Origin of the sequence: Chelativorans sp. ZYF759, from assembly GCF_012911015.1 — a bacterium.
Taxonomy (GTDB): domain Bacteria; phylum Pseudomonadota; class Alphaproteobacteria; order Rhizobiales; family Rhizobiaceae; genus ZYF759.
The window spans coordinates 82,709-108,529 of record NZ_WVVV01000008.1 but is presented as its reverse complement, the minus strand read 5'-3'; the positions used below and the strand labels follow the sequence as shown (position 1 = coordinate 108,529).

Sequence of the window (25,821 nt, the reverse complement as noted above, 5' to 3'; positions counted from 1 at the left end):
GGCTGGGCATGATCGACCACCACATAACCGACTGGGACGACGCCTACGCCAATGGCGCCAATATCGCCGGTGGGGACCGCTGGCCGGCGGCATGGGTTGAACCCGCGCGTGCATTCCGCGACGATCTTGTGAACAGGGGCCGGGCGCGTCTCGACCTTCCTTATGGCGAGGCCAAGCGCAACAGGCTGGACCTGTTTCTGCCCGAGGGCACGCCGCAGGGTCTGGTCGTCTTTGTCCATGGCGGCTTCTGGATGAAGCTCGACAAGAGCTTCTGGTCGCATCTTGCCGCCGGCCCGCTCGCCCACGGCCATGCGGTCGTCATGCCGTCCTACACGCTGTGTCCCGATATCCGCATTGCCGGGATCACCCAGGAGGTAGGGGCGGCCATCGCGATGGCGGCGGGAGAGATCGACGGCCCGATCCGCCTTACGGGTCACTCCGCCGGCGGCCACCTCGTGACGCGGATGATCTGCGCCAGTTCTCCCCTGCCCGCTTCCGTGCGCGCGCGCGTCGCCAACACCGTGTCGATCTCGGGCGTGCACGATTTGCGGCCCATGATGAAGACCGCCATGAACGAAACCCTGGCGATCGACGGTGCGGAAGCGGCGACGGAGAGCCCGGCGCTCCTGGAACCCATGGACGGCGCGCGGCTGTGCTGCTGGGTGGGTGGCAACGAGCGTTCCGAATTCCTGCGCCAGAACGCGCTGCTCGCCAATGTCTGGATCGGGCTCGGTGCGCGGACCATGGTGGTGGAGGAACCCGACCGGCACCATTTCAACGTCATCGACGGCCTGGGCGATCCCGATCACGCGCTGACGCGCACGCTGTTGACAGCGTAGCGCCCAGGCGGGAATCTCGCTTAGAGCCTCAACTCCTTCGGAAATAGCCAGGACGCCAGCCCATGAGACCCGTCTTCGTTCAGTTGCAGTGCCAGCCGGGCCGGACCTACGAGGTAGCCGACGAGCTCTACAAGCGAGAGGTCGCCTCGGAACTCTATTCCACCAGCGGCGACTACGATCTCTTGATGAAGATCTACATCGACGACCAGACCGACATCGGCAAGTTCATCAGCGAGAACGTGGCCAATGTGCCGGGCATCGTGCGCTCGCTGACGACGCTCACCTTCCGGGCGTTCTGATCCCTACCTCCCGATAAGCGTCTCCCAGACGTGGCGCACGCGCAGTTCCACAGCGCGCCCGTCGGCAAGATCGGACAGCTCGCGGCGGGTTTCGCCCACGATGATGGCCGGCTCGTTCTCAGGACCATAGCGCAGCGCGATCTCTCGGTGGCGCTCGCCAGTGCCGCGGGTGGTCATCACGCCGCCACGCGCCGCGCCGCCATCCGGCAGGCCCGCCCCCATGGATCGCGTGACGGTGCGGCGATGGATCAGATCGCCACGCCAGCCGAGCTGGAACGTCTCCTCGACGAGCGAGCGCTCGACCGAGTGCATGTGGGCAAGCGTGACCTGCTGGCCGGGAAAGGCGGTGCGGCTCCAGCTGGAGCCGTTGTCGGAAACCTGGACGACGGGCAGGAACAGCCAGCCGACGGCGACCGGCAAGGCCAGCACGCCCGCGCCCATCGCCACCTTGGAGGTCGTCGTCGCCTCCTTCACACCATGTGCGGCTTCGCGGCGCACCTTCCACATCTGGAATGCGTAGACACCGCCCATCACGGCGAACCCGGCGATATCCACCCACACGCTCGGCTGGATGAGCAGGATCGCGGCAAAGGTGATGACGATGCGCTCGATGACGTTGGCGCGCGTCAGCCACCAGCCTTCCTTCATCACCGCCAGGGCGTAGACGCCGACCATGCCCGAGGCGACGAGCCATAAGAGCTCCAGCCACTCCCAGTCGCCCAGTAATATCAACTGGGGGTTGTATACGAACATGAACGGAATGATGAAGGCCGTGATGGAGAATTTGAAACCCTCCACCGAGGTTCGTATCGGCCCCGCCCGCGCGATGCCCGCGGCGACATAGGCCCCGAGCCCCACCGGCGGTGTCGTGTCGGCCAGGATGCCGAAATAGAAGACGAAGAGGTGGGCGGCCAGAAGCGGCACTTCGAGTTGCACCAGGGCGGGCGCCATGAGCGTCGCCATGATGATGTAGTTGGCCGTCGTCGGCACGCCGAGCCCGAGGATGATCGAGCCCAGCGCCGTGAAGACCAGCGCTGCCCACAGCTCCCCGCCCGAAAGGGTCAGCAGGATGGACTGCATCCTCAGCCCCAGTCCCGTCAGCGTGATGATGCCGATGATGATGCCGGCCGTTGCGCAGGCAGCTGAAATCGGGATCGCCTGGCGCGCACCCTCCTCCAGCGCCTTCACCATGTCCTTGAACCAGTCGGCCCAGGCCTTGCCGAACAGACCGCCGACGCTGGTGGCTTTCTGCGTGTTTTCCTTCTTGACCGCGATCTCCGAGCGCTGCCGGTCGAGTGCCTCCTCGATGCCCTCGAAGGGATCGCCGCCGCGCATCTGCACGCGAACCGCACGCCACACGATGATGGTGTTGCGGGCGACCAGTGAGATCAGCAGGGCCATCGGGATCGCCCAGAACGCCGACATTGTCGGCGTGTAGCGCAGCACTGTCAGCATCAGGATCAGCCCGACGATGGGGATGAGCAGGTAGATCTGGCTGAACAGCGCGGGAAAGAAGGGCGGCAGTTCGTTGCGAGGAAGGCCGTGAATCTTGTGCTTGAGCGCATGCATGTGCACGCAGAAGATGATGCCGGCCAGATCCAGCAGGGCCGGCAGGAGGGCTGCCTGGATGATCTGGACGTAAGGTATGCCGGTGATTTCCACCATGACGAAGGCAGCCGCACCCATGACGGGCGGGACGAACTGGCCCGTGGTCGAGGCGGCGGTCTCGATGCCACCTGCGGATTCCGGCCGGAAGCCGACCCGCTTCATCAGGGGTATGGTCAATGTGCCGGTGGTGGCGACATTGGCGGTCGACGAGCCCGAGAAGGAACCCATCAGCGCACTGGCGAGGACGGCGGATTTGGCCGGCCCGCCCCTGTAGTGGCCCAGGCCGGACATCGCCACGCGGGTCAGATAGTCGCTGATGCCCGTACGCTGCATGACGGCGCCGAACAGCACGAAGAGGAAGACGAAGGTCGAGGCCACGGCCAGTGGAATGCCGAACACGCCCTCTGTCGTGGGGTAGAGATGGCGGATGATGCGCTCCGGCGTATAGCCGCGATGCGCGATCAGTTCGGGCATGTAGGGTCCGAGATAGGCATACCCCATGAAGACGATGGCGATGGCCGGCAACACCGGGCCGATCGCGCGGCGGGTGGCTTCCAGCAGCGCGACGATGGTGACGGCGCCCATGAAGAGATCGGTCGCGGTCTCGATGCCGGCGCGCATCACCATGGCGTTGAAGTTGAAATAGAAATAGAGCGGGCCGGAAATGGAGGCGGCTGCCAGCAGCGCGTCGAGGACCGACATGCGGCTCATGTCCCAGCGCTTGAACGTCGGATAGAGCAGGAAGATCAGCGCCAGCACGAAGGCCAGGTGGACGGCGCGCAGATTCTGCGCCGGCATGAGGCCGAAGCCCATCTGGTAGAGTTGGAACAGCGAGAAGACGATGGCGATGCCGGCGATGCCCCAGCCCACCCAGCCGCGCACGTCGCGCTGCAGGGCCGACTCGTCCGACTGATACTTCACCGTGGTATCGTTCATCGGTTCACGCTCTCCTCGATAGTCTACAAAGAAACGGGGCGGACTCGAACCCGAATCCGCCCCGTCCCGTCTAGCACAGCTTGGCGCTAAGCCTAGTTGTTGTTGTAGAAGGCTTCCGCACCGGGATGCAGGTCGATCGGCATGCCGTCGAGCGCGGTGTCGAGGGAGACGTCGCAGCCACGGACATGGGTGTCGCAGAGACGCTCGAGCGTCGCATCGTCAAACAGGATGGACAGCATGTTCTCGACCACGTCGGCGTCCATGTCGGCGCTGACGACGAGCATGGCCTGGACGGTCACGGTTTCCACGTCGCCTTCCAGATCGCCATAGGTGTCACCGGGAATGGTGAAGGCGGTGTAGAAGGGATACTGGTCCTCCAGTTCCGCGGCGCGATCGGACGAGATCGAGACCAGCGCGAAGTCGTGGGTGGCGTCGAGGTCGATGACGGCGGCGGTCGGAATGCCCGCGGTCAGGAAGGCGGCATCGATCGAACCGTCACGCAGCGCATCGACGGCCTCGCCGAAGGGCAGGAACTGCTCGTTGATGTCGTCGTAGGAAATGCCGTGAACGCCGAGAATCTGGCGTGCGTTGGCTTCCGTGCCGCTGCCAGGAGCGCCAACGGCGACACGCATGCCGGAGAGATCGTCGACGGTGGAGATATCGCGATCGGCCAGCGTGACGATCTGGATGACCTCGGGGTAGAGCATCGCAAGACCGAGATTCTTGTCGAGCGCCTCGCCCTCGAACATCTCGTCGCCATTGAAGGCGTAGTAGGCGATGTCGTTCTGGACCATCGCGATCTCGGCCTCGGCGCCCTGGATAAGGCGAACGTTGACGACACTCGCACCGGTGGATTCGGCCGTGGCGGTGAGGCCGTCGACCTCGGCCGACCAGGCTTCGGCCATGGCGCCGCCGAGCGGGTAGTACACGCCCGATACGCCACCGGTCGCCAGCGACACCTGCTGGGCCATGGCGGCGCCGCCAATGGACAGGGCGAGCCCGAGCCCGGCGATGCCTGCGGTCAGGGTACGGATTGGATTCTTCATATTGGACCTCCTTCTGGATGGTGCCGGGGACCAGCCTTTGCGGCGGTCCTCTCGGCGCTTCCTGTTTTTTCCGGCTCAACTGTCCTGTGGGCCGGTTGTCATGTAGCCCACGATATGGGCCGGTTCGGCGGGCCGCCTGGGCGGCCCGACATCTCCTCACGGGCGGGAAGCCGCCCCTGCATTCCTTCCAATGCGGAATCGAGGAATTGCGGCACTGCCTCTGGGCCACGACGCAGCCGGTCGTGCGCTAGGGGTTGCAGCGCGCGGGATTTCCTCACCTTGATCCAGAACTGGAAAGCATTCACGGATTTAAGACCGCCCGTAACGGTCAAGTCAACCATTGTCGGCAAGAGTCGCACCGTCAGCATTGCCGGTCCACCGTCCGTTTCATGCCGCCAGGGGCTGCCGTCGACCGGTTCGCCACAGGATCAGCAGCATGATGAGGATGTTCATGAAGTTCCAGGCGATGCCATTGAGGAAAGCCGCCTGATAGGAGCCGGTGATGTCGTAGATCAGGCCGGACAGCCATCCGCCGAGGGCCATGCCGACGATCGTCGCCATGATGACGATGCCGACCCGCTGGCCAGCCTCGCGCGCCGGAAGGTACTCCCGGACGATGATGGCATAGCTTGGCACGATGCCACCCTGCGACAGGCCGAAGATGAGCGAGACAATGTAGAGCGAGGCCAGCCCGTCAAAGGGGATGTAGGCCATCAGCGCCAGGCATTGCAGCACCGAGCCGACGAGCAGGGTCTTTACCCCGCCGATATAGTCGGCCAGGAAACCTGAGGCGAGCCGGCTGACAACGCCGCCGACCAGCATCAGCGACAGCATCTCCGCGCCCCGCGCCACGCCGAAGCCGAGATCCACGCAATAGGCGACGATGTGGACCTGCGGCATCGCCATCGCCACGCAGCAGCCGAGCCCGGCGATGGCGAGCAGCATCTGCAGGGCGCGCGGCGACAGGTCGATCTGGCGCGGCGGCAGCCCGCCCGAACCGTTTCCCGTGGCACCGGCCGTCATATGCGGCGGACGGCGGCGAAGGAACCAGGTCAGCGGGATCATGGTCACGATGCAGAACAGGCCGATTGCGATGTAGGTGAAGCGCCAGCCTTCGGTGGGCAGGCTCAGTTGCATGACCAGCGGCCATATGGCGCCGGCGAAATAGTTTCCGCTGGCGGCTGCCGCCACGGCCACGCCGCGCCGCTTCTCGAACCAGTGCGAGATGTCGGCGATGAGCGGGCCGAAGGTGGCCGAGGCGCCGAAGCCGATCAGGCACTGCAGGATCGCAAAGGCCCAGATCGAATTCACGAAGGCCGCGCCCACAAAGCCGACCGCGAGCGCAACCGCCGCCACGATCAGCGGCACGAGGATGCCGGTGCGGTCCAGGATGCGGCCGATGAAGACATTGCCGAAGGCAAAGCCCACCATGGTCAGCGTATAAGGCAGGGACGCGTCCGCCCGCGCGACGCCGAATTCCACCTGCACGGCAGGCAGGACAACGACCACGGACCACATGCCGACGCTACCGATCGTGGCGATCAGCATGCTGACGGCCAGCCGCAGCCAGGAATAGCGGCCGTCGAGTTCCACTCGATCCGTGGGCTGGTTGTGCACGTCGCTCCTCCACGCGCCCGACCGGTGCCGGGCGTCAGGCGCTGGCATACCGTCTCGTGCCGGCTTCAATCAGGTCCACGCAGGGCCAAGCGGGGTGCCAGCGCACTCCCGGCCCTGGACGGGTGGCTAGCGCCCCAACACCAGCTTGCGCATGCCGGCCGGCGCGGAGAGCACCAATTGGCGCGCCAGCGGGCGGAGCCGGCCATGCGCGAAGGAGGCCGCACTGCCCGCGATCGACAGCGAAAGCGCGTAGTCGGCGACGCCGATGCCCGTCGCGCCACGAGACCAGTAGCGTTTGTAGGCGTCGGCCGGCGGCAGGAGATCGTAGCGCGAAAAGCCCTTGTCGAAGCACCATTCGATGGTGCGCCGCATCTGTTCCTGCCCGACGCTGAGCCTGCCGAAGGACGGCTCGAACGCGCCGAGATAGGCTGCATAGCTGCCGTCCTGATCGAAGCCCAGCTCGACGGCCACGGGCCTGTCGTCGATGGAAAGCACGGAGACGTGGCCGTTCCTTGCGGCGGCGCAAGAACACAGGACGTCACACCAGTCTTCGCTGTGGAGAACGGGACTGGCGACACCGACCTCGTCCAGCCAGGCGCGCTTCCATGCGATCGCGCTCAGCAGGGCGTCACCGGCCGCCGCGCCGCTCCTGACCTCGAAGGAGACCCGCCCTTCGTCTTCCAGCCGGCGACGATCGCGCCGCCAGTTGGCGCGTTTCTTGGAACTGAAGGTTTGCAGGTAGGCATCGAAGCTGCCGAAGGCGGCCAGATCGATGAACAGGGCCTCGTCAGGCTGGCTCATCACCGCACCGGCTGCCTCGAGCAGCGCACCCAGCGGGTTGTTCTGCCGAAGGCGGCGCAGCAGCAACACGTCGCAGCCATAGTCCGCCCGCAGCCATTCGGCCAGGGCGCCGAGCGTCCCCGCCGTGAGCGGTCCGGGCGGTTCAGGTGAATATTGCCCGAGAGGAGCGGCCAGCGGCAGGGCCTGGCTGATGCCGTAGCTCCGCTCGATGCGCAGCGGCAGGATCCACTGCGCCGGTCCCTGTCCGAGCGCGCAGAAAAGAGGGAGCTCGTCCTGCTGGCGTGTTCGAGCGGCCAGCGCGGCCAGGCTGTGCGGTCCGGAAAAGCCGTCGGGCGACAGCGCGACGGTGGCCTCGCCGGCGGCGATCCGAGCGATCGCGACGTCCGGCGACAGGGCGTGCCAGACCGCGGTCCTGTCGTCGATGTCGACCGGAGCGACCGCCCCGCCCCCCGCCTGAACCTGCATCGGACCTCCAAAATTCGCCCCGATCATGCCGGCAAAGGCTTTTCTTGGCGTTAACGCAGGCCCGGCCGCGGCCGCGCTAGTCCTTGACGAAGAGCCGTCGCGGCACGTCGGCGAGGCACTCGTGCCCGGTTTGCGTGATCAGGATGGATTCTGTGATCTCCAGCCCCATCGTCTCCAGCCAGAGCCCGGTCATGAAATGGAACGTCATCCCCGGCCGCAATTCGGTCCGGTCGCCGGGACGAAGGCTCATCGTTCTCTCGCCCCAGTCCGGCGGATAGGACAGGCCGATCGAATAGCCGGTGCGGTTGTCCTTGATGATCCCGTATTTCGCGAGAACCGCGAAAAACGCGTTGGCGACGTCCTCGCAGCTGTTGCCGGGTCGTGCCGCCTCCAGCCCGGCTTCCATGCCTTCCAGCGTGGCCTTCTCCGCCTCCAGGAAATCCTGCGGCGGCTTGCCCAGGAAGACGGTGCGCGACAGCGGGCAATGGTAGCGGTTGTAGCAGCCGGCGATCTCGAAGAAGGTCCCCTCGCCCGCCAGCAGCGGCCGCTCGTCCCAGGTCAGATGCGGCGCGGAGGCGTCGAGTCCCGACGGCAGCAGCGGCACGATCGCGGGATAGTCGCCGCCGATCCGTCCCTCGGGTCCCTCCACGCCGCGGATGCCCGCATCGTAGATCTCGGCCACCAGATCGCATTTGCGCATGCCCACCTCGACCTTGTCGAAGATGCGGGCATGCATGGCTTCGACGATCCGGGCCGCCTTGCGCATATAGGCGATCTCCGTCTCGCTCTTGACCGCCCGCTGCCAGTTCACCAGCGCCGTGGCGTCGGCGAAACGCGCATTGGGCAGATGGCGCTGCAGGGAGGCGAAGGCGGCGGCCGAAAACCAGTAATTGTCCATCTCGACGCCGATTGCGAGCCTGTCCCAGCCCCGCGAAGCCAGGATCTCCGAAAGCCGGTCCATCGGGTGGCGCTCGGTCGACTGGACGTAGTGATCCTCGTAATAGAGGATGTTTTCCGGGGCCAGATAGGCCGTGCGCTTGGCGCCGTTGGCATCCTGCTTGCGGCCGAACCAGACCGGTTCGCCGTCCGGCGGCACGATGACCGCCTGGTGGACGTAGAACGACCAGCCGTCATAGCCCGTCAGCCAGTTCATGTTGGACGGATCGGACACGATCAGCAGATCGACACCCTTCGCTTCCATGGCCCGGCGGGTTCTTGCCAGGCGGTCTGCGAACTCGGCATGGCTGAAACGGAGTTGGACGTCGGTCATGGTCGCTCCCGCGCTTGATATCCGCTTTCGTGCCAGATGAGGGCGGGCTTGGGAAGCGGCTGGACCAATGGCAATCGGGGGCAGTGGGGTGGATGACAAGCCCCGGCCGGACTATCAGGGGAGAGGAACCGCAAAAAACCAGGAGCCGACGATGATGGACCGCGACAACGAACTCAATGCCTGGGACCGCGACCACTTCTTCCATCCCTCCACCCATATGGGGCAGCATGCGCGCGGGGAGAGCCCGAACCGCATCATGAATGGCGGGGAAGGCGTCTACGTTACGGATGTGAACGGACGGCAAAGCCTGGATGCGTTCGCCGGCCTCTATTGCGTCAATGTCGGCTATGGCCGCACCAAGATCGCCGACGCGATCTCGAAGCAGGCGCACGAACTCGCCTATTACCATTCCTATGTCGGCCACGGCACCGAGGCCTCGATCCGCCTGTCGAAGATGGTCATCGACCGGGCGCCGGCAAACATGAGCCGGGTCTATTTCGGCCTCTCCGGCTCGGACGCCAACGAGACCAACGTCAAGCTGATCTGGCTCTACCACAACCAGATCGGCAAGCCGGAGAAGAAGAAGATCATCTCGCGCAAGCGCGGCTATCACGGCTCTGGCCTCATGACCGGTTCGCTGACCGGGCTCGAACTCTTCCACAACGCCTTCGATCTGCCGCTCGACCGCGTGCTGCACACCGAGGCGCCCTATTTCTACCGGCGCGAGGATCGCTCGATGAGCGAGGCCCAGTTCGCCCAGCACTGTGCCGACAAGCTCGAGGAACTGATCCTGGCCGAGGGACCGGACACGGTCGCTGCCTTCATCGGCGAGCCGATCCTGGGCACGGGCGGCATCGTGCCGCCGCCGGCCGGCTATTGGGAGAAGATCCAGGCCGTCCTGAAAAAATACGACATCCTGCTCGTCGCCGATGAGGTCGTGACCGGATTCGGCCGCATGGGCACGATGTTCGGATCGGACCACTACGGCATCCAGCCGGACCTCATCACCATCGCCAAGGGGCTGACATCCGCCTACACGCCGCTGTCCGGCGTCATCGTGGGAGACAAGGTGTGGCAGGTGCTGGTCGAGGCCTCCGACCGCATGGGCGCGTTCGGCCATGGCTGGACCTATTCCGCGCACCCGCTCTGCGCGGCGGCCGGCGTGGCAAATCTCGAACTGATCGACGAGCTGGATCTCGTCGCCAATGCCGGCAAGGTCGGCGAATGGTTCCGCCGACGCTTGTCCGACGCGCTGTCGGACCACAGGCATGTGGGCGAGGTGCGCGGCGACGGCATGCTGGCAGCCGTCGAGTTCGTGGAGGACAAGGACGATCGCCGGTTCTTCGATCCCGCGCAGAAAGTCGGCGCGCGTATCGCAGCGGCGCTGGCCGAACGCGGCGTCATCGGACGGGCCATGCCGCAGGGTGACATTTTGGGCTTCGCGCCGCCGCTCTGCCTCACCAATCGTGAGGCCGACATCGTCGTGGACGCCACGATCGAGGCGGTGGAGGCGGTATTCCCAGGCTGAACGCCCCGGGGCGAATGGCTGCCTTGCAACATTCGCCCTACTCACCGGGGCGCAGGCGGTCTATCTGAAAAGAGTGGAGGAGATTTTCGTCACCGGAGATTTCCAGATGACCCTGTCCAGACCCCGCTTTCCCCGCACGCGTCGTTTCCTGACCGCGGCGCGCGACGTAATCGTCGAAGCCCGCCGTCTTCAGGTCGAGGCGCAGTCGCGCACGCAGTGGCCGCTCTGATGACCGTACAGGTCGGGCCGAGCGGATTTTCGTCCGCTCGGCCCGCTTGATGGCGTCGATTGTTCAGCCTGCAGGCTGCTTCGTCTTGCGCAGATAGGGCAGCACGGTCTCATAGCTGCCGAAGCGCGTCGTCGCGTCCTCGTTCGATACGGCGGCCGTGATGATGACGTCCTCGCCCTGCTTCCAGTCGGCGGGCGTTGCCACCTGGTGTTTGGCCGTCAGCTGGATGGAATCGATCGCGCGCAGGATTTCCTGGAAATTGCGTCCCGTCGTCATCGGATAGGACAGCACCAGCTTGATCTTCTTGTCCGGCCCGATGACGAAGACCGAGCGGACGGTGGCGTTGTCGGCCGGCGTCCTGCCATCCGAGCTGTCACCGGCTTCGGCCGGCAGCATGCCGTAGAGCTTGGCGACCTTGAGGTCACGGTCTCCGATCAGCGGGTAGTCGACACGGTATCCGGTGGCGGTCTCGATGTCGGCCTTCCAGCGATCGTGATCGGCGACCGGGTCGATGGAAATGCCGATGATCTTCACGTTCCTCTTGCGGAACTCGTCCTCGAGGCCGGCCATGGCGCCGAGTTCCGTCGTGCAGACGGGCGTGAAATTCTTCGGGTGGCTGAACAGAACCGCCCAGCCATCGCCGATCCATTCGTGAAAATTGATGGTGCCGTGCGTGGTCTCGGCGGAGAAGTCCGGTGCAGTGTCGTTGATACGGATGCTCATGGGGCACTCCCTTCTTGATCTGGTCGCCCAGATATCGGGGTGGAGCGCCGCGTCCGCAATGGCCTGCCTCTGGCTTAGGTCAGCCCTTCTCAGGCATCGCACGCCGGCAGCAAGACATCCCAAAAGGAATGCGGCCGCGGAGAATATTATTCCCCGCGGCCGTCAGGCCGAAACCGGTATTCGTGGGTGACTATTGTGACTTCACATACTGGATGTAGCCGCGGACGTCGCCTGCCGGCTCGGCATAGGCGTTGCCAAGGGTCTTTTCCATGGCGGCCAGGAAGTCCTTCACCCAGGCAGGCGTCGGGTAATCGATGACCGCCAGGAACTCCAGCGTCGCCGCCAGGCGGATATCGGCTATCGAAGGCTTGTCGCCGCCGATGAAGGACTGCCCGTCCATGTAGAACTTGTGGAAGACCTCCAGCTGTTCGGCCAATGCCGCCTCTGCAGCCTTGGCGGCCGCCTGCTTGGCCGCGTCATCGGCTTCGCTGGCGCCGACCTCGCCCGCATAGAGAGGGAAGCCGAGCGACGGATAGGTGGCGCGTGCGAGATGCGGATAAAGCGTGCCGATGATGTAGAACATGGCGCTGTCGATCATGGCCCGCCGTGCCGGATCGGTCGGGTAGAGATCGCTCAGGCCGTGCTTGTTGGAAAGATACTGCATGATCGCGCAGCTTTCCCACAGCGTGCCTTTGGGCAGCCCGGCCTCCTCGATCTGCGGCGTCAGATGAGCCGGATTGCGCTCTAGGAAGTCGGCGTCGCGGGTCTTGCCGTAGACGTCATGCTCCTCGAAATCGAGTCCGGCCGCGCGCACGAAGACGCGCACCGACATGTTGTTCACGCTCGGCTTGATGACCTTCAACTGGATCGACATTTTCTCTTCTCCCCTTCGTTTCAGTATGGATTCTTCGGCGACCTGTCGGCCGAAAGCGTCGCCTGCGACCGCTCCACCAGAAGCTCGATGGCATCGGCGAGATGCTCTTCCTTGATGTTGTAGTCGCCGCGCTCGACGCGGATTTTGTGGGCTTCGAACAGCACGTCCGTGTGGGTGTGACCGACCGGCGGCTCGAAACGGTAGGACGCCAGTTCGATCGTCAGTCCCAGCGGGTCGTTGAAGTAGATGGAGTCCATGAAGCCCCGGTCCTTCACGCCGGAATGCTTGATGCCGCGCGCATCCAGGCGCTCCACGGCCTGCAGGAACGTCACCCGCGAGACGTTGAACGCGATGTGGTGGACGGCCCCCTGTTCGGTGGATGTGCGGGTCGCGTCCGGCTTGCGGTTCTCGTTGGTGAAGATCGTGATCAGGCGACCGTCGCCAGGGTCGAAATAGAGATGGCTCTCCTCCGCCCGGTCGAGATTGGGCTGGTCGAAGACGAAGGGCATGCCCAGCACCCCTTCCCAGAAATCGATGGATGTCTGCCGATCGGCGCCGACCAGCGTGATGTGGTGAACGCCCTGGGTCTGCAGCTTCTTCATGCGGTTCTCCTCTCGTGACACGCGCCCGACCGAGGACGCAGCGCAGGCTCGTGCCGGCCGGACGTCGAAGAGGGTGCCGCGGATCCGCAACGACAATGCGGAACCTGCGTGCGAAGGTGCCTCCTCCCCCGGCGCGGGAAACAATGCTCCCGGTTAACTAGGCGAGCCTAGCCGTTCTCAAGGCGCAATTGCAGCGCGCGAGCGTGAACGATGCGTTCACAGCTTGAGCACTTTTTTTCTGTCAGGAAGCGCGCAGGAAGGTGAGGTAAGCAGGCGTGCGGCCCTCGCGAAGCGCCTTGGCTTCATAGCGTGTGCCGGGCCACCCTTCATAGGGCGTACGCCAGTCCGCGGCACTGGCCGCCTGCCATTCGAAGCCGGGATGCGCCCGGCAGTGCAGCAGCGTCCAGTCGACGTAGGTGTCGATATCGGAGGCAAAACGGAAGATCCCGCCAGGCTTGAGCACGCGCGCAAAGCGGTCGAGATTGCCCGGATTGACGAAACGTCGTTTCCAGTGACGGGGCTTGGGCCACGGATCGGGGTAGAGAAGATCGATGCCGTCGAGGCAGGCCGCTGGCAGCCAGTCGAGGAGCACCGTCGCATCGTCGTCGTGGAGCCGGACGTTGTCGTGCCACTCCTGCGACAGGGCGGAGATCAGCTTCGCCATGCCGTTGACAAAAGGCTCAACGCCGATGAACCCCGTGGAGGGGTGGCGCTGCAATTGCGAATGGAGATGCTCGCCGCCGCCGAAACCGATCTCCAGTCGCAGCCCGGATACGGGGACGGCGAAGAGCGTCTTCGGATCGGCCGGCGCCGGCTGCGACAGATCCAGCTTGAGCCGCGGCAGGATCTCGTCCATCGCCGCGGCCTGTGCGGATTTCAAGGTCTTGCCGCGCCGGCGGCCGAAGAAGGCTTCCGTCGCGCGCGACCGTCGCTCTTCTCCAGCCATGCCGTGCATCAGCCCTTGATCGCCTTCTTGAGTTCCTTGGCGAGATCGGTCTTCTCCCAGGAGAAGGCACCGTCGCGCCCGGCCTTGCGCCCGAAATGGCCATAGGCGGCCGTACGGGCATAGATCGGCTTGTTGAGCGCCAGATGGTTGCGGATGCCGGAGGGCGAAAGGTCCATGACCTCGCGGATCGCCTTCTCGACATCTTCTTCCGTCACGCCGTGGCCGGTACCGTGAAGGTCCACATAGACCGACAGCGGCTGGGCGACACCGATCGCATAGGAGAGCTGGATGGTGCAGTTCTCGGCAAGGCCCGCGGCCACCACGTTCTTGGCGAGGTAGCGCGCGGCATAGGCGGCCGAACGGTCGACCTTGGTCGTGTCCTTGCCGGAAAACGCGCCGCCGCCATGCGGCGCGGCGCCGCCATAGGTGTCGACGATGATCTTGCGACCGGTCAGGCCGGCATCGCCGTCGGGACCACCGATGACGAACTTGCCGGTCGGGTTGACGTACCAGTTGCAATCGGACGCGATTGCCAGGCCGCCCTCGTCCATCGCCTGGCGGATATAGGGCTCCACCACCGAACGCACCTTCTTGCTGTCCCAGTTCTCGTCGAGATGCTGGGTCGAGAGCACGATCTGGGTCGCTTCCTTGGGCTTGCCGCCCTCGTAGCGCACGGTTACCTGGCTCTTGGCATCGGGACCGAGCCCGCCTGCATCCCCCTCGCCGGCATGGCGCGCGGTGGCCAGGAGCTCGAGGATCTTGTGGCTGTAGTAGATCGGGGCCGGCATGAGTTCCGGGGTCTCGCGGCAGGCATAACCGAACATGATGCCCTGATCGCCCGCGCCCTCGGCCTGCTTCTCGCCGGCGTCGGAGGCCTTGTCCACGCCCTGCGCGATATGCGCGGACTGCCCGTGCAGAAGCACGTCGATGCGGGCCGTCTTCCAGTGGAAGCCGTCCTGCTCGTAGCCGATGGCGCGGATCGCCTTGCGCGCCGCGGAACGGAATTTTGACGGGTTGAGCATCGGCTCGCCGCGCTTGTCGGTCAGGACGTTGCCGTCCTTGTCCTTCTTCAAAAGCGTGTGCGGCACGCGTACCTCGCCCGCGATGACCACGCGGTTGGTGGTGGTGAGCGTCTCGCAGGCGACGCGGATCTTCGAAGCGTCGGTGGCCGACACCTCCGCATAGCGGTCGGCATCTTCCGGCGTGACCTTCTTCATCTCGCGGTAGCACAGATCGACGATCTCGTCCGAAATTCGGTCGCAGACCTTGTCTGGATGGCCCTCGGAAACGGATTCGGATGTGAATAGATAGTTCTGACGCAAAGCGGGTGTCCCCCTCTCGAAAGTTAAAAAGCCCACTGCCGTTGGGCAGGGGCACGAACTGTTAGACAAGCAATCGCGAACCCGTCAAGGTCGCGCATCCGAATGCCGGGGTTCGGCCAGGCTCAATGACGTGCATATCCATCGATGAGAAACGGAGGGTTTTCAGTGGATTGCGAGGGTGGCGGGACGTCCCTAGCCCTGCTCGTCTTCCTGGGCCGACAGCGTCTTGACCAGTTCCACGATCTTGCGCCTGACCTTGGCGTCGCGAATCTTCACGAATGCGCGATTGAGCTGCAGGCCCTCCGAGCTGCCGAGAAAATCGACGACGAAATCCGTGCTCTGGCTTTCGGCGAAACCGCCGGTTGCGAGTTCGCCGGGGGCGTCCTCGAAAAAGAAGGATACCGGGACGCCCAGAATAGAGGAGATCGCCTGCAGCCGGCTGGCGCCGACACGATTGGTACCCTTCTCGTATTTCTGTATCTGCTGGAAGGTGATCCCAAGGCTCTCGCCCAATTTCTCCTGACTCATTCCAAGCATGTTGCGTCTTAATCTGATGCGGCTGCCGACATGTGTGTCGATAGGATTGGGTTTTTTCTTGGTATCAGCCATTCCGCGCCAATCCTCCTACCCGGTCACCGCCGCCGCTGCTGACAATGGCGAGCGACAAGGTCACTTTTCATGCAGCCGGCGAACTCCGGGTCTTTCTCCGAATCTCATATGATGGCGTAATATATCAACTGTCAATTCGCTCTGCGCCGCGGGATTGAGCCTGTTGCTACAATAAGGAGGCCCAGCGCGAAAAAGATCATCGGCTGGCCCCAGCGGACCGCGGTCCATGCCCGCGCCGAGGGATCTGCCAGCTGGATCTGCGCATCGAGCGCGCCCACCGCATCCATGCGGAACGCGTCCACGATCCGTCCCCGGGCATCGACCACGCCCGAAATGCCGTTATTGGCGGCACGCACCATCGGCAGTCCCAGCATGACGGCGCGGATCTGCGCCTGGCGGAAATGCTGGTATGGCCCGGGCGTGTCGCCGAACCAGGCGTCGTTGGTAACGTTGATGAGCAGATTCGTCTCCACATCCGAGCCGTTCTCGCCGGGGAAGATGATCTCGTAGCAGATGAAAGGCAGGAGACGCGCGCCCTGGCCGCCATCCAGCGGGCGTCTGTGCGTGCCCGGCGTGAATCCGGGGAAGGCCTGCACGAGCTGCCGCAGGCCGAAACGGCTCAACCAGTCCTGCAGGGGAAGATACTCGCCGAAAGGCACGAGATGGACCTTGTCGTAGCCATCGACGATCTCGCCCTGGTCGTTGATCATCAGGATCGAGTTGTAATAGCGGACCCCACCCTCGGAGGCGGCGCCTTCCACGCGCACCGCTCCAGCCGCCAGCAGCTGCCCCTCCTGCAGGAGTTCCGAAAGCGCCACCAGCGCATCGGGACGGTCGGTCAGCAGGAAGGGGAAGGATGTTTCCGGCCAGATAATCAGTTGCGGCGCGGCTGCCCCCTCGGCCGGCGGGAGCGCGGACAGCTCGATCAGCGCGGAGAAGATGCGGTCGCGGGCCGCCCCGTCCCATTTCTCACCCTGGTTGATCGATGGCTGGATGATACGCACCGAGAGGGTCTCGCCGCTGGGAGCGACATCCTGCGTCAGCCGCCACGCACCGAAGCCGATATGGGCCGCGACCAGCAGCAGCGCGATCGCAATCCCCGCCGTCAGATGGCGGCGATTGGCGAGAAGGCCCGGCATGGCGAAGACGAGGACGGAGAGCGCGCTCATGCCGAACAGGCCGGTCAGGGTCACGGACTGCATCAGGAGAGGGATCGGCATGGCGACATAGCCGATCGCATTCCACGGAAAGCCGGACAGGACGGTGGCCCTCACCCATTCGGCCGCCCCGAAGGCCAGTGCCAGCGCGGCAATCCGGCCAAGACCGTCGCTCCACACCAGCCGCGCGGCCAGCGTCGCCAGCCCGTAGAATATCGCCAGGCCGGCCGGCAGCACGATCACGGCAAGCGGTAGCGCCCAGGCAAAATCCTCCGCCTCGACAAGAAGAGCGTTCCCGACCCAGAAAAGCCCCGCGAGGAAATAGCCGAAGCCGAACCACCACCCGACGGCGAACGCAGGAAAAGCGGCCCGCATCCAGCCCTTTCCCGGCGCGGTCCCGACACCGTCGAGCAGCCAGACGATCAGCGTGAATGAAATGAAGCCGACGGCGAAGAAGTCGAACGGAGCCTGCCCCAGCGCCAGGACGGCGCCGGCCAGCAGCGCCACGAGAGCCTGCCGCCAACCCCACAAGAGTATTACCCGGTCGGCAAGGCGCTCCATCGGCTGATCAGACACTCCGAATCGAATTGGCGGAAATCTAGATCATCGCGCGGCGGGGCGAAACCTGCCGCCCGCTCCCAATGCGAGGATCAGGCGGCGTCGGCGGTCCGCTGGACGCGCCGTCGGCGCTCGCCCAGCTTGGTCTGGACGATGCGCACCCGCTTCACACGCCGCGGATCGGCATCGAGCACGTGGAATTCGAAGCCAGGTATCGCCTGCACCACCTCGCCGCGGGCCGGAACCCTGCCCAGCGCGGTGAAGATCAGGCCGCCGATCGAATCGACATATTCGCCATGTTCGCCGGGCGTGAAGCCTTCGCCCACCATGCGCGCCACCTCGTCGATCTCGGCGCGCGCGTCGACGACGAAGACGCCCTCGCCCGACTGCGTGATCATGGGCTCCTCGTCATCGTGCTCGTCCTCGATGTCGCCCACGACCATCTCGATGATGTCCTCGAGCGATACGAGACCGTCGGTGCCGCCATATTCGTCGATGACGAGCGCCATCTGGATTCGGCTCGCCTGCATGCGGGTCATCAGATCGGATGCCAGCATGGAGGGGGGGACGAAGAGCACGGGACGCACGAGGCTGACGTCCTTGATGCTCTTGACCAGATCGACCTTGGCCAGATCCAGGGTCGGCCCCGTCACGGGAACCGGGCCTTTCGCGCCGTTGCGGCCGCGCTTCTTGCTGGCTCCCCGGGTGATGTGGGCGACGACGTCGCGGATATGGACCATGCCCCGCGGATCGTCGAGCGACTCGTCATAGACCGGCATGCGCGAATGGCCCGACTTCTCGAACAGGACGAGCAGTTCGGCCAGGCTCGTGTGGACGTCGATCGCCTCGATTTCCGCGCGCGGCACCATCACATCCTCGACGCGCACCTCGCGCAGCCTGAGGATGTTGTTGAGCATGGCGCGTTCGCCGGGGGAAAACGAGGTCGCGTTCTCGCCGTGCTCGGCCAGTGCGTCTTCGAGGTCGTCGCGGATGGACGAGCCGTTGCGAACGCCGAAAAAGGAAAGCAGGCGCTTGAAGAGCGTTGGAGGTGTGCCGGATTGCCCGGCGCCGGTACTTTGGGCGTCTTCGGACTGATCCGCCGCCTTTTCGCCGCCGGTTTCCAGGGCGACAGCAGGCTCAGGGTTCTTGGTCATCGTCTTCCGGTCGTTTGAAGCCTTCAATTAGTCGTAGGGGTCCGAAATGGCAAGTCGCGCCAGAACGCGGCGTTCCAGCGCTTCCATGTCTTCCGCCTCGTCCTCGTGCTCGTGGTCGTGGCCCAGAAGATGCAGGATACCATGCACTATCAGATGTGTCAGATGGTGTTCGAAACTCTTTCCGTCCAGTGCCGCCTCGGCGGTTATGGTTTTGAAGGCGAGTACGATGTCGCCCAGAAGCAGCGGCAGCTGCCCGACAGGGCTGGGCATGCCGGAGGGAAAGGACAGGACGTTGGTCGGCTTCTCCTTGCCGCGCCATTCGGCGTTCAGAACCGCGATCTCGTTGTCATCGGTGAAAATGATGCCGAGTTCGCATCCATCGGGCGGAAGCACGCCCGTTTCGGCCACGGTGGCCTCGGCCGCGCGTGCAACGATCGCCGCGAGTTCTTCCTCAGGCGGCCATTCGCCCGCCTCGACCGTCAGGTCGACCAGAAAAGGTGGTCTCATTCCGTTTCCGACAGGCTCAAAGCGCGGGACCCGGCCTGCCGCTCGGCGTACCGCCGGCGCGGTCGTAGGCCCGGACGATCTCGGCCACCAGCGGATGGCGCACGACATCGCCCTCATTGAAGCGGACCTTGACGACGCCGTTCACGCCGTCGAGCACGCGAAGCGCCTCGACGAGACCGGATGTCGTGTTGGGCGGCAGGTCGATCTGGGTCGGGTCACCGGTCACGATCATGCGCGCGTTCTCGCCCAGGCGGGTCAGGAACATCTTCATCTGCATCGGTGTGGTGTTCTGCGCTTCGTCGAGGATGATGGCGGCATTCGCCAGCGTACGCCCGCGCATGAAGGCCAGCGGCGCGATCTCGATCACGCCGGCGGTGATGGCGCGCTCGACCTTGTCGCCCGGCATCATGTCGTAGAGCGCGTCATAGAGGGGGCGCAGATAGGGGTCGACCTTCTCCCGCATGTCGCCAGGCAGGAAGCCCAGCCGTTCGCCAGCCTCCACTGCCGGCCGCGACAGAACGATGCGCTCCACCATGCCGCGTTCGAGCAGCATGGCTGCGTGGGCAACGGCCAGGAAGGTCTTGCCCGTTCCGGCCGGCCCGACGCCGAAAACCAGTTCCGAGCGCTCGAGCGCCCGCATATAGGCATCCTGGTTGAGCGAACGGGCGTGGATCGTGCGCTTGCGCGTCGAGATCTGGGCCACCGCCAGCCGCGATTTGCCTTCGAGCGTCGGCAGGCTCGGCTGATCGTCGGCGGCCACTGCCATCCTGACCGCCCCGTCCACTTCGGACGGCGACAGCTCGCCGCCCTTCTGCAGGAGCGTGTACAGATGATCCAGCGTCCGGCGCGCCTGCTCGGCCAGCGACGGACTTCCCTTGACCGTGATCTGGTTGCCCTTGGAGCGGATGTCGACGCCGAGTTTCTGCTCGATGCGAGCGAGGTTCTCGTCGAACTGGCCGTAGAGCGCGCTGGCCAGCTTGTTATCGTCGAATGTCAGCACAATGTGCGCCATGTCGGAAGCCCCGGAGGACGTAGTGCTCACTTTCGTGGCGGCGCTCAAAGGCTTCTCCTCAAGCTGGCACTCCGATCTCCGCAAACAGGGAGTTGCTTCCTGCCTGCGTGATTCGAACATTTACAATGTCGCCGATTTCGCCGGCCGTTTCATCAACAATAACGGGCTGCAGCCATGGCGAGCGTCCGACCCGCTGACCCGGCATGCGACCGGGCTTTTCAAGCAACAGTTCCATGTCTCGCCCCACCAGGCTTGCGGCAAACGCGCTCTGCTGGCGGGACAGTAGAGCCTGAAGCTTCTGCAAACGCTCATCCTTCACCGCTTCGGAGACCTGAAACTCCAGATCTGCCCCGGGTGTTCCGGGACGGGGCGAATATTTGAACGAAAACGCCTGTGCGTAGGTCACCTCTTTGATGAGGCGCATCGTGTCCTCGAAATCGGCGTCGGTCTCGCCGGGGAAGCCGACGATGAAGTCTCCCGACATCGCGATGTCGGGACGAGCGGCCCGGATACGGTCGATGAGGCGCAGATAATCGGCGGCGGTGTGGCGCCTGTTCATGGCCTTGAGGATGCGGTCGGAACCGGACTGAACCGGCAGATGCAGATAGGGCATCAGCGTGCCGAGGTCGCGATGGGCGGCAATCAGGGCGTCGTCCATGTCGCGCGGATGGCTGGTCGTGTAGCGAAGCCGCGCAATGCCGGGAATCTCCGCCAGGCGGAACAAGAGCTGCCCCAGACCCCATTCGCTGCCGTCTGGCCCCGCGCCATGCCAGGCGTTGACGTTCTGGCCGAGCAGCGTGATTTCCCGCACGCCGGCCTCGGCGAGGCGTTCGGCCTCGGCCACGATCTGGACCACGGGGCGCGAAACTTCCGAGCCCCGCGTGTAGGGAACGACGCAGAAGGTGCAGAACTTGTCGCAGCCTTCCTGCACGGTGAGGAAGGCGGTAACGCCGCGTGCGCGCACGGCCTTGCGCTGCAGCGCCGGCAGATGCTCGAACTTGTCCTCGATCGCGTATTCGGTCTCGACCACCTTTTCGCCGCCTCGCGCCCGCGTCACGGCGGAGGCGAGCCGGTGATAGGTCTGCGGGCCGATCACCAGATCGACGGCGGGCGAACGGCGGATGATCTCCTCGCCCTCGGCCTGCGCGACGCAGCCGGCGACGCCGATCAGCGTCTCGCGTCCGGCAAGCGCCCGCTCCTCCTTGAGCTGGCGCAACCGGCCAAGTGCGGAATAGACCTTCTCTGCCGCCTTCTCGCGAATGTGGCAGGTGTTGAGCAGGATGAGGTCGGCCTCTTCCATGATTTCCGTCGGCCCGTAGCCATCGGCCGCCAGCGCGTCGGCCATGCGCTGCGAGTCATAGACATTCATCTGGCAGCCATAGGTCTTGACGAAGACCTTCTTGCCGGCGCTCCCCGAGGGTGCGGCCGCCGGTTCCGGCATCTGCGGATGTGCTCTTTCCATGAGCGCGTCTCTAACGGTTTTTGACGACAAAAAACAGTCCGGGCATGCGCCTTTCCATCAATCGTGACCGCGAACCTGTGCGCTGCGGCTGGCCACCGCCATCGAGCGCACCATGGTCTCCGTCCTGGCGGCCAGCGCCTTTCGATCACCGGCCTCGCCCGGCAGGATCGGCTCGCCGAAGGTGATCTCGACATCGACCGCGCCTCCCTTGAGCAGCATCAAGAGATGAGGCGCAAGTGTCTGGTCGCCGATCCAGGCATAGCGCGTGCGCTCCAGGCGCCCCAGCGGAATGCCGTAGGAGCGCAGATAGGAGACCGATACGGGTTGAACGGTGGCGAAGGGCTGGGAATCGTCCTCGTCATAAAGAGCTGCAAAGAGCGCGGTCTTGAAGGGCAGGACGGTGCTGCCATCCCCCGTCGTGCCCTCCGCGAAAAGCACCAGCACGTCGCCGCGCTTGAGCAATTCGGCGATTTCCGCCGTCTGCTCGGCCGAGCGCCGTCGCGAGCCGCGTTCGATGAACACGGTGCGCCGCAGCCGCCCGATCGTGCCCATGACAGGCCAGTGCGCCATGTCGCCCCGTGCGATGAAATGCACGTCCGCCACGGAGCCGATCACCATCACGTCCGTCCACGACACATGGTTCGACACGATGAGCAGGGGCCTCGACGTCGATGGCTTTCCCACGACGTGAACTTTGATGGCCAGCAGCCGCAGGATCAGCCGGTGCCATGCCCGTGGGATGAAGTCTTCGCCGATCCATCCGGTCCTGCGGGCGATCAGGTGCAGGAGCGCGCCGGCGCCCGTGCCGATGGCGAAGATCGTGAGCGCAAGGACGACCCTCAGCCAGCCGATCATTCGCGTGGCCCGCCACCCTTCGCACGCCACAGATCGCGCCGCATGATCAAGGCGTTGCCGGATCCCGCCTCCTCGGCGGCGTAATAGGATGGCCGGCGGCCGACTTCGGTAAAGCCCAGGCGCCGGTAGAGGGCGATGGCTGCCCGGTTCCCCTCGTCGACTTCGAGGAAGACCCGGGCCATGCGGTCGGCATGCATCTGGCGCAGCGCCGCATCCATCAGCGCCCATCCGATGCCCCGGCCCCGGTGCGCCTGCGCGACGGCGATGGTCAGGATTTCGGCTTCGTCGGCGGCCATGCGCATCAGCACGAAGCCGGCGGGCGGGTCGGCGGCCCGGCCGATCTCGATCGCGATGAAGCCGGAGACTGCTTCCTGCGCGATCAGGGCAGCAAATTCGGTCTCGCTCCAGGGCCGCGAGAAGGCGTCCTGGTGAAGGGTGGCGAGCGCATCCGCATGCGTCTCGTCGATCCGCTCCATCATGTATTCGCGCCGTCCGAGCCGAAACGGAAACCTCATGGGGCGTCCTTCCGGGGCAGCGCGAAGCCGGTCTGCGGCTTGGCGTCGGCGCCACGCAGATAGAGCGGGCTGGGCGGACGGCCGGGCAGTCCCCGTTGCGCGGCCAGGCGGGCATAATATCCGATGTCTGCGGTCGCCGCGCGCGAGACGATTTTCCTCTCGATGCCGCCGGCGGCTGCGAGCACGGCGTCGGCCCCCGAACCGGCGAGCACCGCCACGCCCTCGCCCGCCATGCTGGCCGCTTCCGCAAGCGTCACCAGCGCGGGGGGCTGACTTTCCTCGCCCGCGGCATCGTAGCGTGCCGCATAGATCCCGCCTCTGCCGGCATCCAGAAGCACCAGGATCTCCTCGTCCGGATGGTCGCGCCGGGCCGCCGCCGCCAGTGCCTCCAGCGAGGACACGCCGACGGCCGGGATCTTCAGCGCCAGCGCAAGCCCGCGTGCGGCGGCAACGCCGACGCGCACGCCGGTGAAGGAACCGGGCCCCACGCAGACCGCGACCATGTGAAGATCACCATAGGCGAGGCCGGCGGTATCGAGCGCCGCGTCGATCACCCCCATGAGGTGCTCGGCATGGCCCTTGCCGAGATCGACCGCCGCGCGGCCCAGCTCCCGGTCCGTCTCGGTGTCGAGCAGACAGGCGGCGCACAGGCTTGCGGCGGTGTCGATGGCGAGGAGGTTCATGCGGCTGTCGCCGTCCCGATCGACCGGTTCAGCCCGCCTCGTTGCGTGCTTTCAGTTCCAGACGGCGCGCGTGGAGCACGGGTTCGGTGTAGCCGCTCGGCTGCTCACGCCCCTTGAAGACGAGATCGCAGGCGGCCTGGAAGGCGATGGAGTTCTCGAAATCGGCGGCCATCGGGCGGTAGAGCGGATCGCCCTCGTTCTGCCGGTCGACGATCGCGGCCATGCGTTGCATGGTCTCCATCACCTTTTCCTTCGAACAGACGCCGTGATGCAGCCAGTTGGCGATGTGCTGGGAAGAGATGCGCAGGGTGGCGCGGTCTTCCATCAGGCCCACATCGTTGATGTCGGGTACCTTGGAGCAGCCCACGCCCTGGTCGATCCAGCGCACGACATAGCCCAGAATGCCCTGGGCATTGTTGTCGAGTTCCTTCTGGATGTCCTCTTCCGACCAGTTGGGCCGCGTAGCGACCGGCACCGACAGGATGTCCGAGAGCTTCGCACGCGGGCGCAGCTTCAGTTCCGCCTGGACGGCATGGACATCGATCTTGTGGTAATGCGTGGCGTGCAGCGTCGCCGCCGTCGGCGAGGGCACCCAGGCAGTGTTGGCGCCAGCCTTGGGGTGGCCGACCTTCTGCTCCAGCATGGCGGCCATGAGGTCCGGCATCGCCCACATGCCCTTGCCGATCTGGGCGTGGCCCTGCAGCCCGCATTCCAGCCCGATGTCGACGTTCCAGTTCTCGTAGGCGGAAATCCACGCGGCCGACTTCATGTCGCCCTTGCGGATCATCGGTCCGGCCTCCATCGAGGTGTGGATCTCGTCGCCGGTGCGGTCGAGGAAACCCGTGTTGATGAACACGACCCGCTCGGCAGCCTCCCGGATGCATTCCTTGAGGTTGATCGTGGTGCGACGCTCCTCGTCCATGATGCCCATCTTGATCGTGTTTGGCGCCATGCCGAGCGCGTCCTCGACGCGGCTGAAGATCTCGACGGCGAAGGCGACCTCTTCGGGCCCGTGCATCTTGGGCTTGACCACGTACATGGAACCGGCACGCGAATTCCCCCGCCGCCCGCCGGGCCCGATATCGTGCAGCGCGATCATGGCCGTCATCATCGCGTCCATGATGCCTTCGGGCACTTCCGTTCCATCCGACAGGAGGATCGCCGGGTTGGTCATCAGGTGGCCGACATTCCTGACCAGCATCACCGAGCGGCCAGGCAGCGTCAGGGTCGCGCCATCGGGAGCGGTATAGTTGCGGTCGGGGTTGAGCCGGCGCGTGATGGTCTTGCCGCCCTTGGCGACCTCCTCGGTCAGGTCGCCCTTCATCAGGCCGAGCCAGTTGCCGTAGACGACGATCTTGTCTTCCGCGTCCACGGCGGCGACCGAATCCTCGCAGTCCTGGATGGTGGTCAGGGCGGCTTCAAGCATGAGATCGGCAATGCCGGCCCGGTCGTCCTTGCCGATCGGATGCTCATTGTCGATCACGATCTCGATGTGGAGGCCGTTCTTCGTGAGCAGCACCGCGTCCGGCGCGTCCGCAGGGCCGCGATAGCCGACAAACTGGCTGGCATCCTGCAATCCGCAGCCGGTGCCTTCGGTGTGCAGCACGAGGCGACCGTCCTCGATCGTGATGGAGGTGACGTCTTCCCACTTGTCGTCGACAAGCGGTGCGCTGTCGTCGAGGAAGGCACGCGCCCAGGCGATCACTTTCGCGCCACGCACCGGGTTGTAGCCCGAGCCCTTCTCGGCGCCGTCATCCTCCGCAATCGCATCGGTGCCGTACAGCGCGTCATAGAGCGAACCCCAGCGCGCATTGGCGGCATTGAGCGCGTAACGTGCATTCATCACCGGCACGACGAGCTGCGGACCGGCGATTTTCGCGATCTCGGCATCGACATTCTGCGTGGTCACCTTGAAGGCAGGACCTTCCGGCAGGAGATAGCCGATCGAGCGCAGAAAGCCCTCATAGGCGGCCAGGTCCGCCGGCGCGCCGTTCTCCTTGTGCCAGGCGTCGATCTCTTTTTGCATGTCTTCGCGCCTGGCCAGAAGATCGCGGTTCTTCGGCGCCAGATCATGGACGATCGCGGAGAATTCGCTCCAGAAATGTTCGGGATCTATGCCTGTGCCCGGGAGGGCCTGCTCGACCACGAAAGCGTGGAGGCGGGGATGGATCTTGAGCGAGTGGGTTTCGACGAAATCCGTCATG

The 25,821-nt window shown here is 65.0% G+C and carries 24 protein-coding genes; 4 read left to right on the top strand and 20 right to left on the bottom strand.

Annotated elements, in window-relative coordinates; genetic code table 11:
- The first annotated feature begins 8 nt into the window (after positions 1-8).
- Both GRZ55_RS14420 and GRZ55_RS14415 read left to right on the top strand, forming a co-directional pair.
- On the top strand, positions 9-839 hold the full coding sequence (locus tag GRZ55_RS14420) for an alpha/beta hydrolase (protein WP_169287640.1): 831 nt from the start codon (positions 9-11) through the stop codon (positions 837-839).
- Between the two features lie 62 nt (positions 840-901).
- On the top strand, positions 902-1,138 hold the full coding sequence (locus GRZ55_RS14415; protein ID WP_169287639.1) for an Lrp/AsnC ligand binding domain-containing protein: 237 nt from the start codon (positions 902-904) through the stop codon (positions 1,136-1,138).
- A gap of 3 nt (positions 1,139-1,141) precedes the next feature.
- On the opposite strand, the gene GRZ55_RS14410 is transcribed toward GRZ55_RS14415, so the two are convergent.
- From GRZ55_RS14410 to doeA, 5 genes are all read right to left on the bottom strand, one after another.
- A complete protein-coding gene (locus GRZ55_RS14410; protein ID WP_169287638.1) occupies positions 1,142-3,682 on the bottom strand; it encodes a TRAP transporter fused permease subunit in 2,541 nt (846 codons plus the stop codon).
- 92 nt (positions 3,683-3,774) lie between these two features.
- Positions 3,775-4,728: a TAXI family TRAP transporter solute-binding subunit gene (locus GRZ55_RS14405; RefSeq protein WP_169287637.1), complete on the bottom strand. Its 954-nt coding sequence runs from the start codon at positions 4,726-4,728 to the stop codon at positions 3,775-3,777.
- 387 nt (positions 4,729-5,115) lie between these two features.
- Entirely contained in the window at positions 5,116-6,276 is a 1,161-nt protein-coding gene (locus GRZ55_RS14400) for an MFS transporter (protein ID WP_246734774.1), read from the bottom strand.
- Positions 6,277-6,471: 195 nt separating this feature from the next.
- The gene (locus GRZ55_RS14395; RefSeq protein ID WP_169287635.1) at positions 6,472-7,611 is read right to left on the bottom strand and encodes a GNAT family N-acetyltransferase; all 1,140 of its coding nucleotides are present in this window, start codon (positions 7,609-7,611) and stop codon (positions 6,472-6,474) included.
- Positions 7,612-7,687: 76 nt separating this feature from the next.
- A complete protein-coding gene (doeA, locus tag GRZ55_RS14390; RefSeq protein WP_169287634.1) occupies positions 7,688-8,881 on the bottom strand; it encodes an ectoine hydrolase DoeA in 1,194 nt (397 codons plus the stop codon).
- A gap of 151 nt (positions 8,882-9,032) precedes the next feature.
- On the opposite strand from doeA, the gene GRZ55_RS14385 reads away from it, so the two are divergent.
- Complete coding sequence (locus GRZ55_RS14385) at positions 9,033-10,409, top strand: aspartate aminotransferase family protein (protein WP_169287633.1); 1,377 nt, start codon at positions 9,033-9,035, stop codon at positions 10,407-10,409.
- A gap of 106 nt (positions 10,410-10,515) precedes the next feature.
- Entirely contained in the window at positions 10,516-10,638 is a 123-nt protein-coding gene (locus GRZ55_RS23635) for a hypothetical protein (RefSeq protein WP_256379809.1), read from the top strand.
- A gap of 63 nt (positions 10,639-10,701) precedes the next feature.
- Here the strand turns inward: GRZ55_RS23635 and GRZ55_RS14380 are convergent, their stop codons facing one another.
- The 15 genes from GRZ55_RS14380 to GRZ55_RS14310 form a co-directional block, all read right to left on the bottom strand.
- On the bottom strand, positions 10,702-11,361 hold the full coding sequence (locus GRZ55_RS14380; RefSeq protein ID WP_169287632.1) for a peroxiredoxin: 660 nt from the start codon (positions 11,359-11,361) through the stop codon (positions 10,702-10,704).
- Positions 11,362-11,551: 190 nt separating this feature from the next.
- Entirely contained in the window at positions 11,552-12,235 is a 684-nt protein-coding gene (locus tag GRZ55_RS14375; RefSeq protein WP_169287631.1) for a glutathione S-transferase family protein, read from the bottom strand.
- Positions 12,236-12,255: 20 nt separating this feature from the next.
- Complete coding sequence (locus tag GRZ55_RS14370) at positions 12,256-12,837, bottom strand: VOC family protein (protein ID WP_169287630.1); 582 nt, start codon at positions 12,835-12,837, stop codon at positions 12,256-12,258.
- Between the two features lie 241 nt (positions 12,838-13,078).
- Positions 13,079-13,783 carry a tRNA (guanosine(46)-N(7))-methyltransferase TrmB gene (locus GRZ55_RS14365; RefSeq protein WP_169287748.1) on the bottom strand — a complete coding sequence of 235 codons (705 nt, stop codon included), beginning with the start codon at positions 13,781-13,783 and terminating at the stop codon, positions 13,079-13,081.
- 8 nt (positions 13,784-13,791) lie between these two features.
- Positions 13,792-15,105: a methionine adenosyltransferase gene (metK, locus tag GRZ55_RS14360; RefSeq protein WP_169287629.1), complete on the bottom strand. Its 1,314-nt coding sequence runs from the start codon at positions 15,103-15,105 to the stop codon at positions 13,792-13,794.
- A 192-nt stretch (positions 15,106-15,297) separates the two neighbouring features.
- Complete coding sequence (locus GRZ55_RS14355) at positions 15,298-15,714, bottom strand: helix-turn-helix domain-containing protein (RefSeq protein ID WP_169287628.1); 417 nt, start codon at positions 15,712-15,714, stop codon at positions 15,298-15,300.
- A 131-nt stretch (positions 15,715-15,845) separates the two neighbouring features.
- The gene (gene lnt / locus GRZ55_RS14350; protein ID WP_368856620.1) at positions 15,846-17,447 is read right to left on the bottom strand and encodes an apolipoprotein N-acyltransferase; all 1,602 of its coding nucleotides are present in this window, start codon (positions 17,445-17,447) and stop codon (positions 15,846-15,848) included.
- A 74-nt stretch (positions 17,448-17,521) separates the two neighbouring features.
- Positions 17,522-18,583, bottom strand: a complete 1,062-nt coding sequence (locus GRZ55_RS14345) for a hemolysin family protein (RefSeq protein ID WP_169287627.1) — start codon at positions 18,581-18,583, stop codon at positions 17,522-17,524.
- A gap of 27 nt (positions 18,584-18,610) precedes the next feature.
- Positions 18,611-19,090, bottom strand: coding sequence for an rRNA maturation RNase YbeY (ybeY, locus tag GRZ55_RS14340; RefSeq protein ID WP_246734762.1), 480 nt, complete (start codon positions 19,088-19,090; stop codon positions 18,611-18,613).
- A 16-nt stretch (positions 19,091-19,106) separates the two neighbouring features.
- Positions 19,107-20,102, bottom strand: a complete 996-nt coding sequence (locus GRZ55_RS14335) for a PhoH family protein (protein WP_169287625.1) — start codon at positions 20,100-20,102, stop codon at positions 19,107-19,109.
- 58 nt (positions 20,103-20,160) lie between these two features.
- On the bottom strand, positions 20,161-21,564 hold the full coding sequence (gene miaB, locus GRZ55_RS14330; protein ID WP_169287624.1) for a tRNA (N6-isopentenyl adenosine(37)-C2)-methylthiotransferase MiaB: 1,404 nt from the start codon (positions 21,562-21,564) through the stop codon (positions 20,161-20,163).
- A 57-nt stretch (positions 21,565-21,621) separates the two neighbouring features.
- A complete protein-coding gene (locus GRZ55_RS14325) occupies positions 21,622-22,419 on the bottom strand; it encodes a 1-acyl-sn-glycerol-3-phosphate acyltransferase (RefSeq protein ID WP_169287623.1) in 798 nt (265 codons plus the stop codon).
- The gene (gene rimI / locus GRZ55_RS14320) at positions 22,416-22,934 is read right to left on the bottom strand and encodes a ribosomal protein S18-alanine N-acetyltransferase (RefSeq protein ID WP_169287622.1); all 519 of its coding nucleotides are present in this window, start codon (positions 22,932-22,934) and stop codon (positions 22,416-22,418) included. Before rimI ends, GRZ55_RS14325 begins: the two co-directional genes overlap by 4 nt.
- Positions 22,931-23,617, bottom strand: a complete 687-nt coding sequence (tsaB, locus tag GRZ55_RS14315; RefSeq protein WP_169287621.1) for a tRNA (adenosine(37)-N6)-threonylcarbamoyltransferase complex dimerization subunit type 1 TsaB — start codon at positions 23,615-23,617, stop codon at positions 22,931-22,933. Before tsaB ends, rimI begins: the two co-directional genes overlap by 4 nt.
- A gap of 28 nt (positions 23,618-23,645) precedes the next feature.
- The gene (locus tag GRZ55_RS14310; RefSeq protein WP_169287620.1) at positions 23,646-25,820 is read right to left on the bottom strand and encodes a malate synthase G; all 2,175 of its coding nucleotides are present in this window, start codon (positions 25,818-25,820) and stop codon (positions 23,646-23,648) included.
- Position 25,821: the final 1 nt, after the last annotated feature.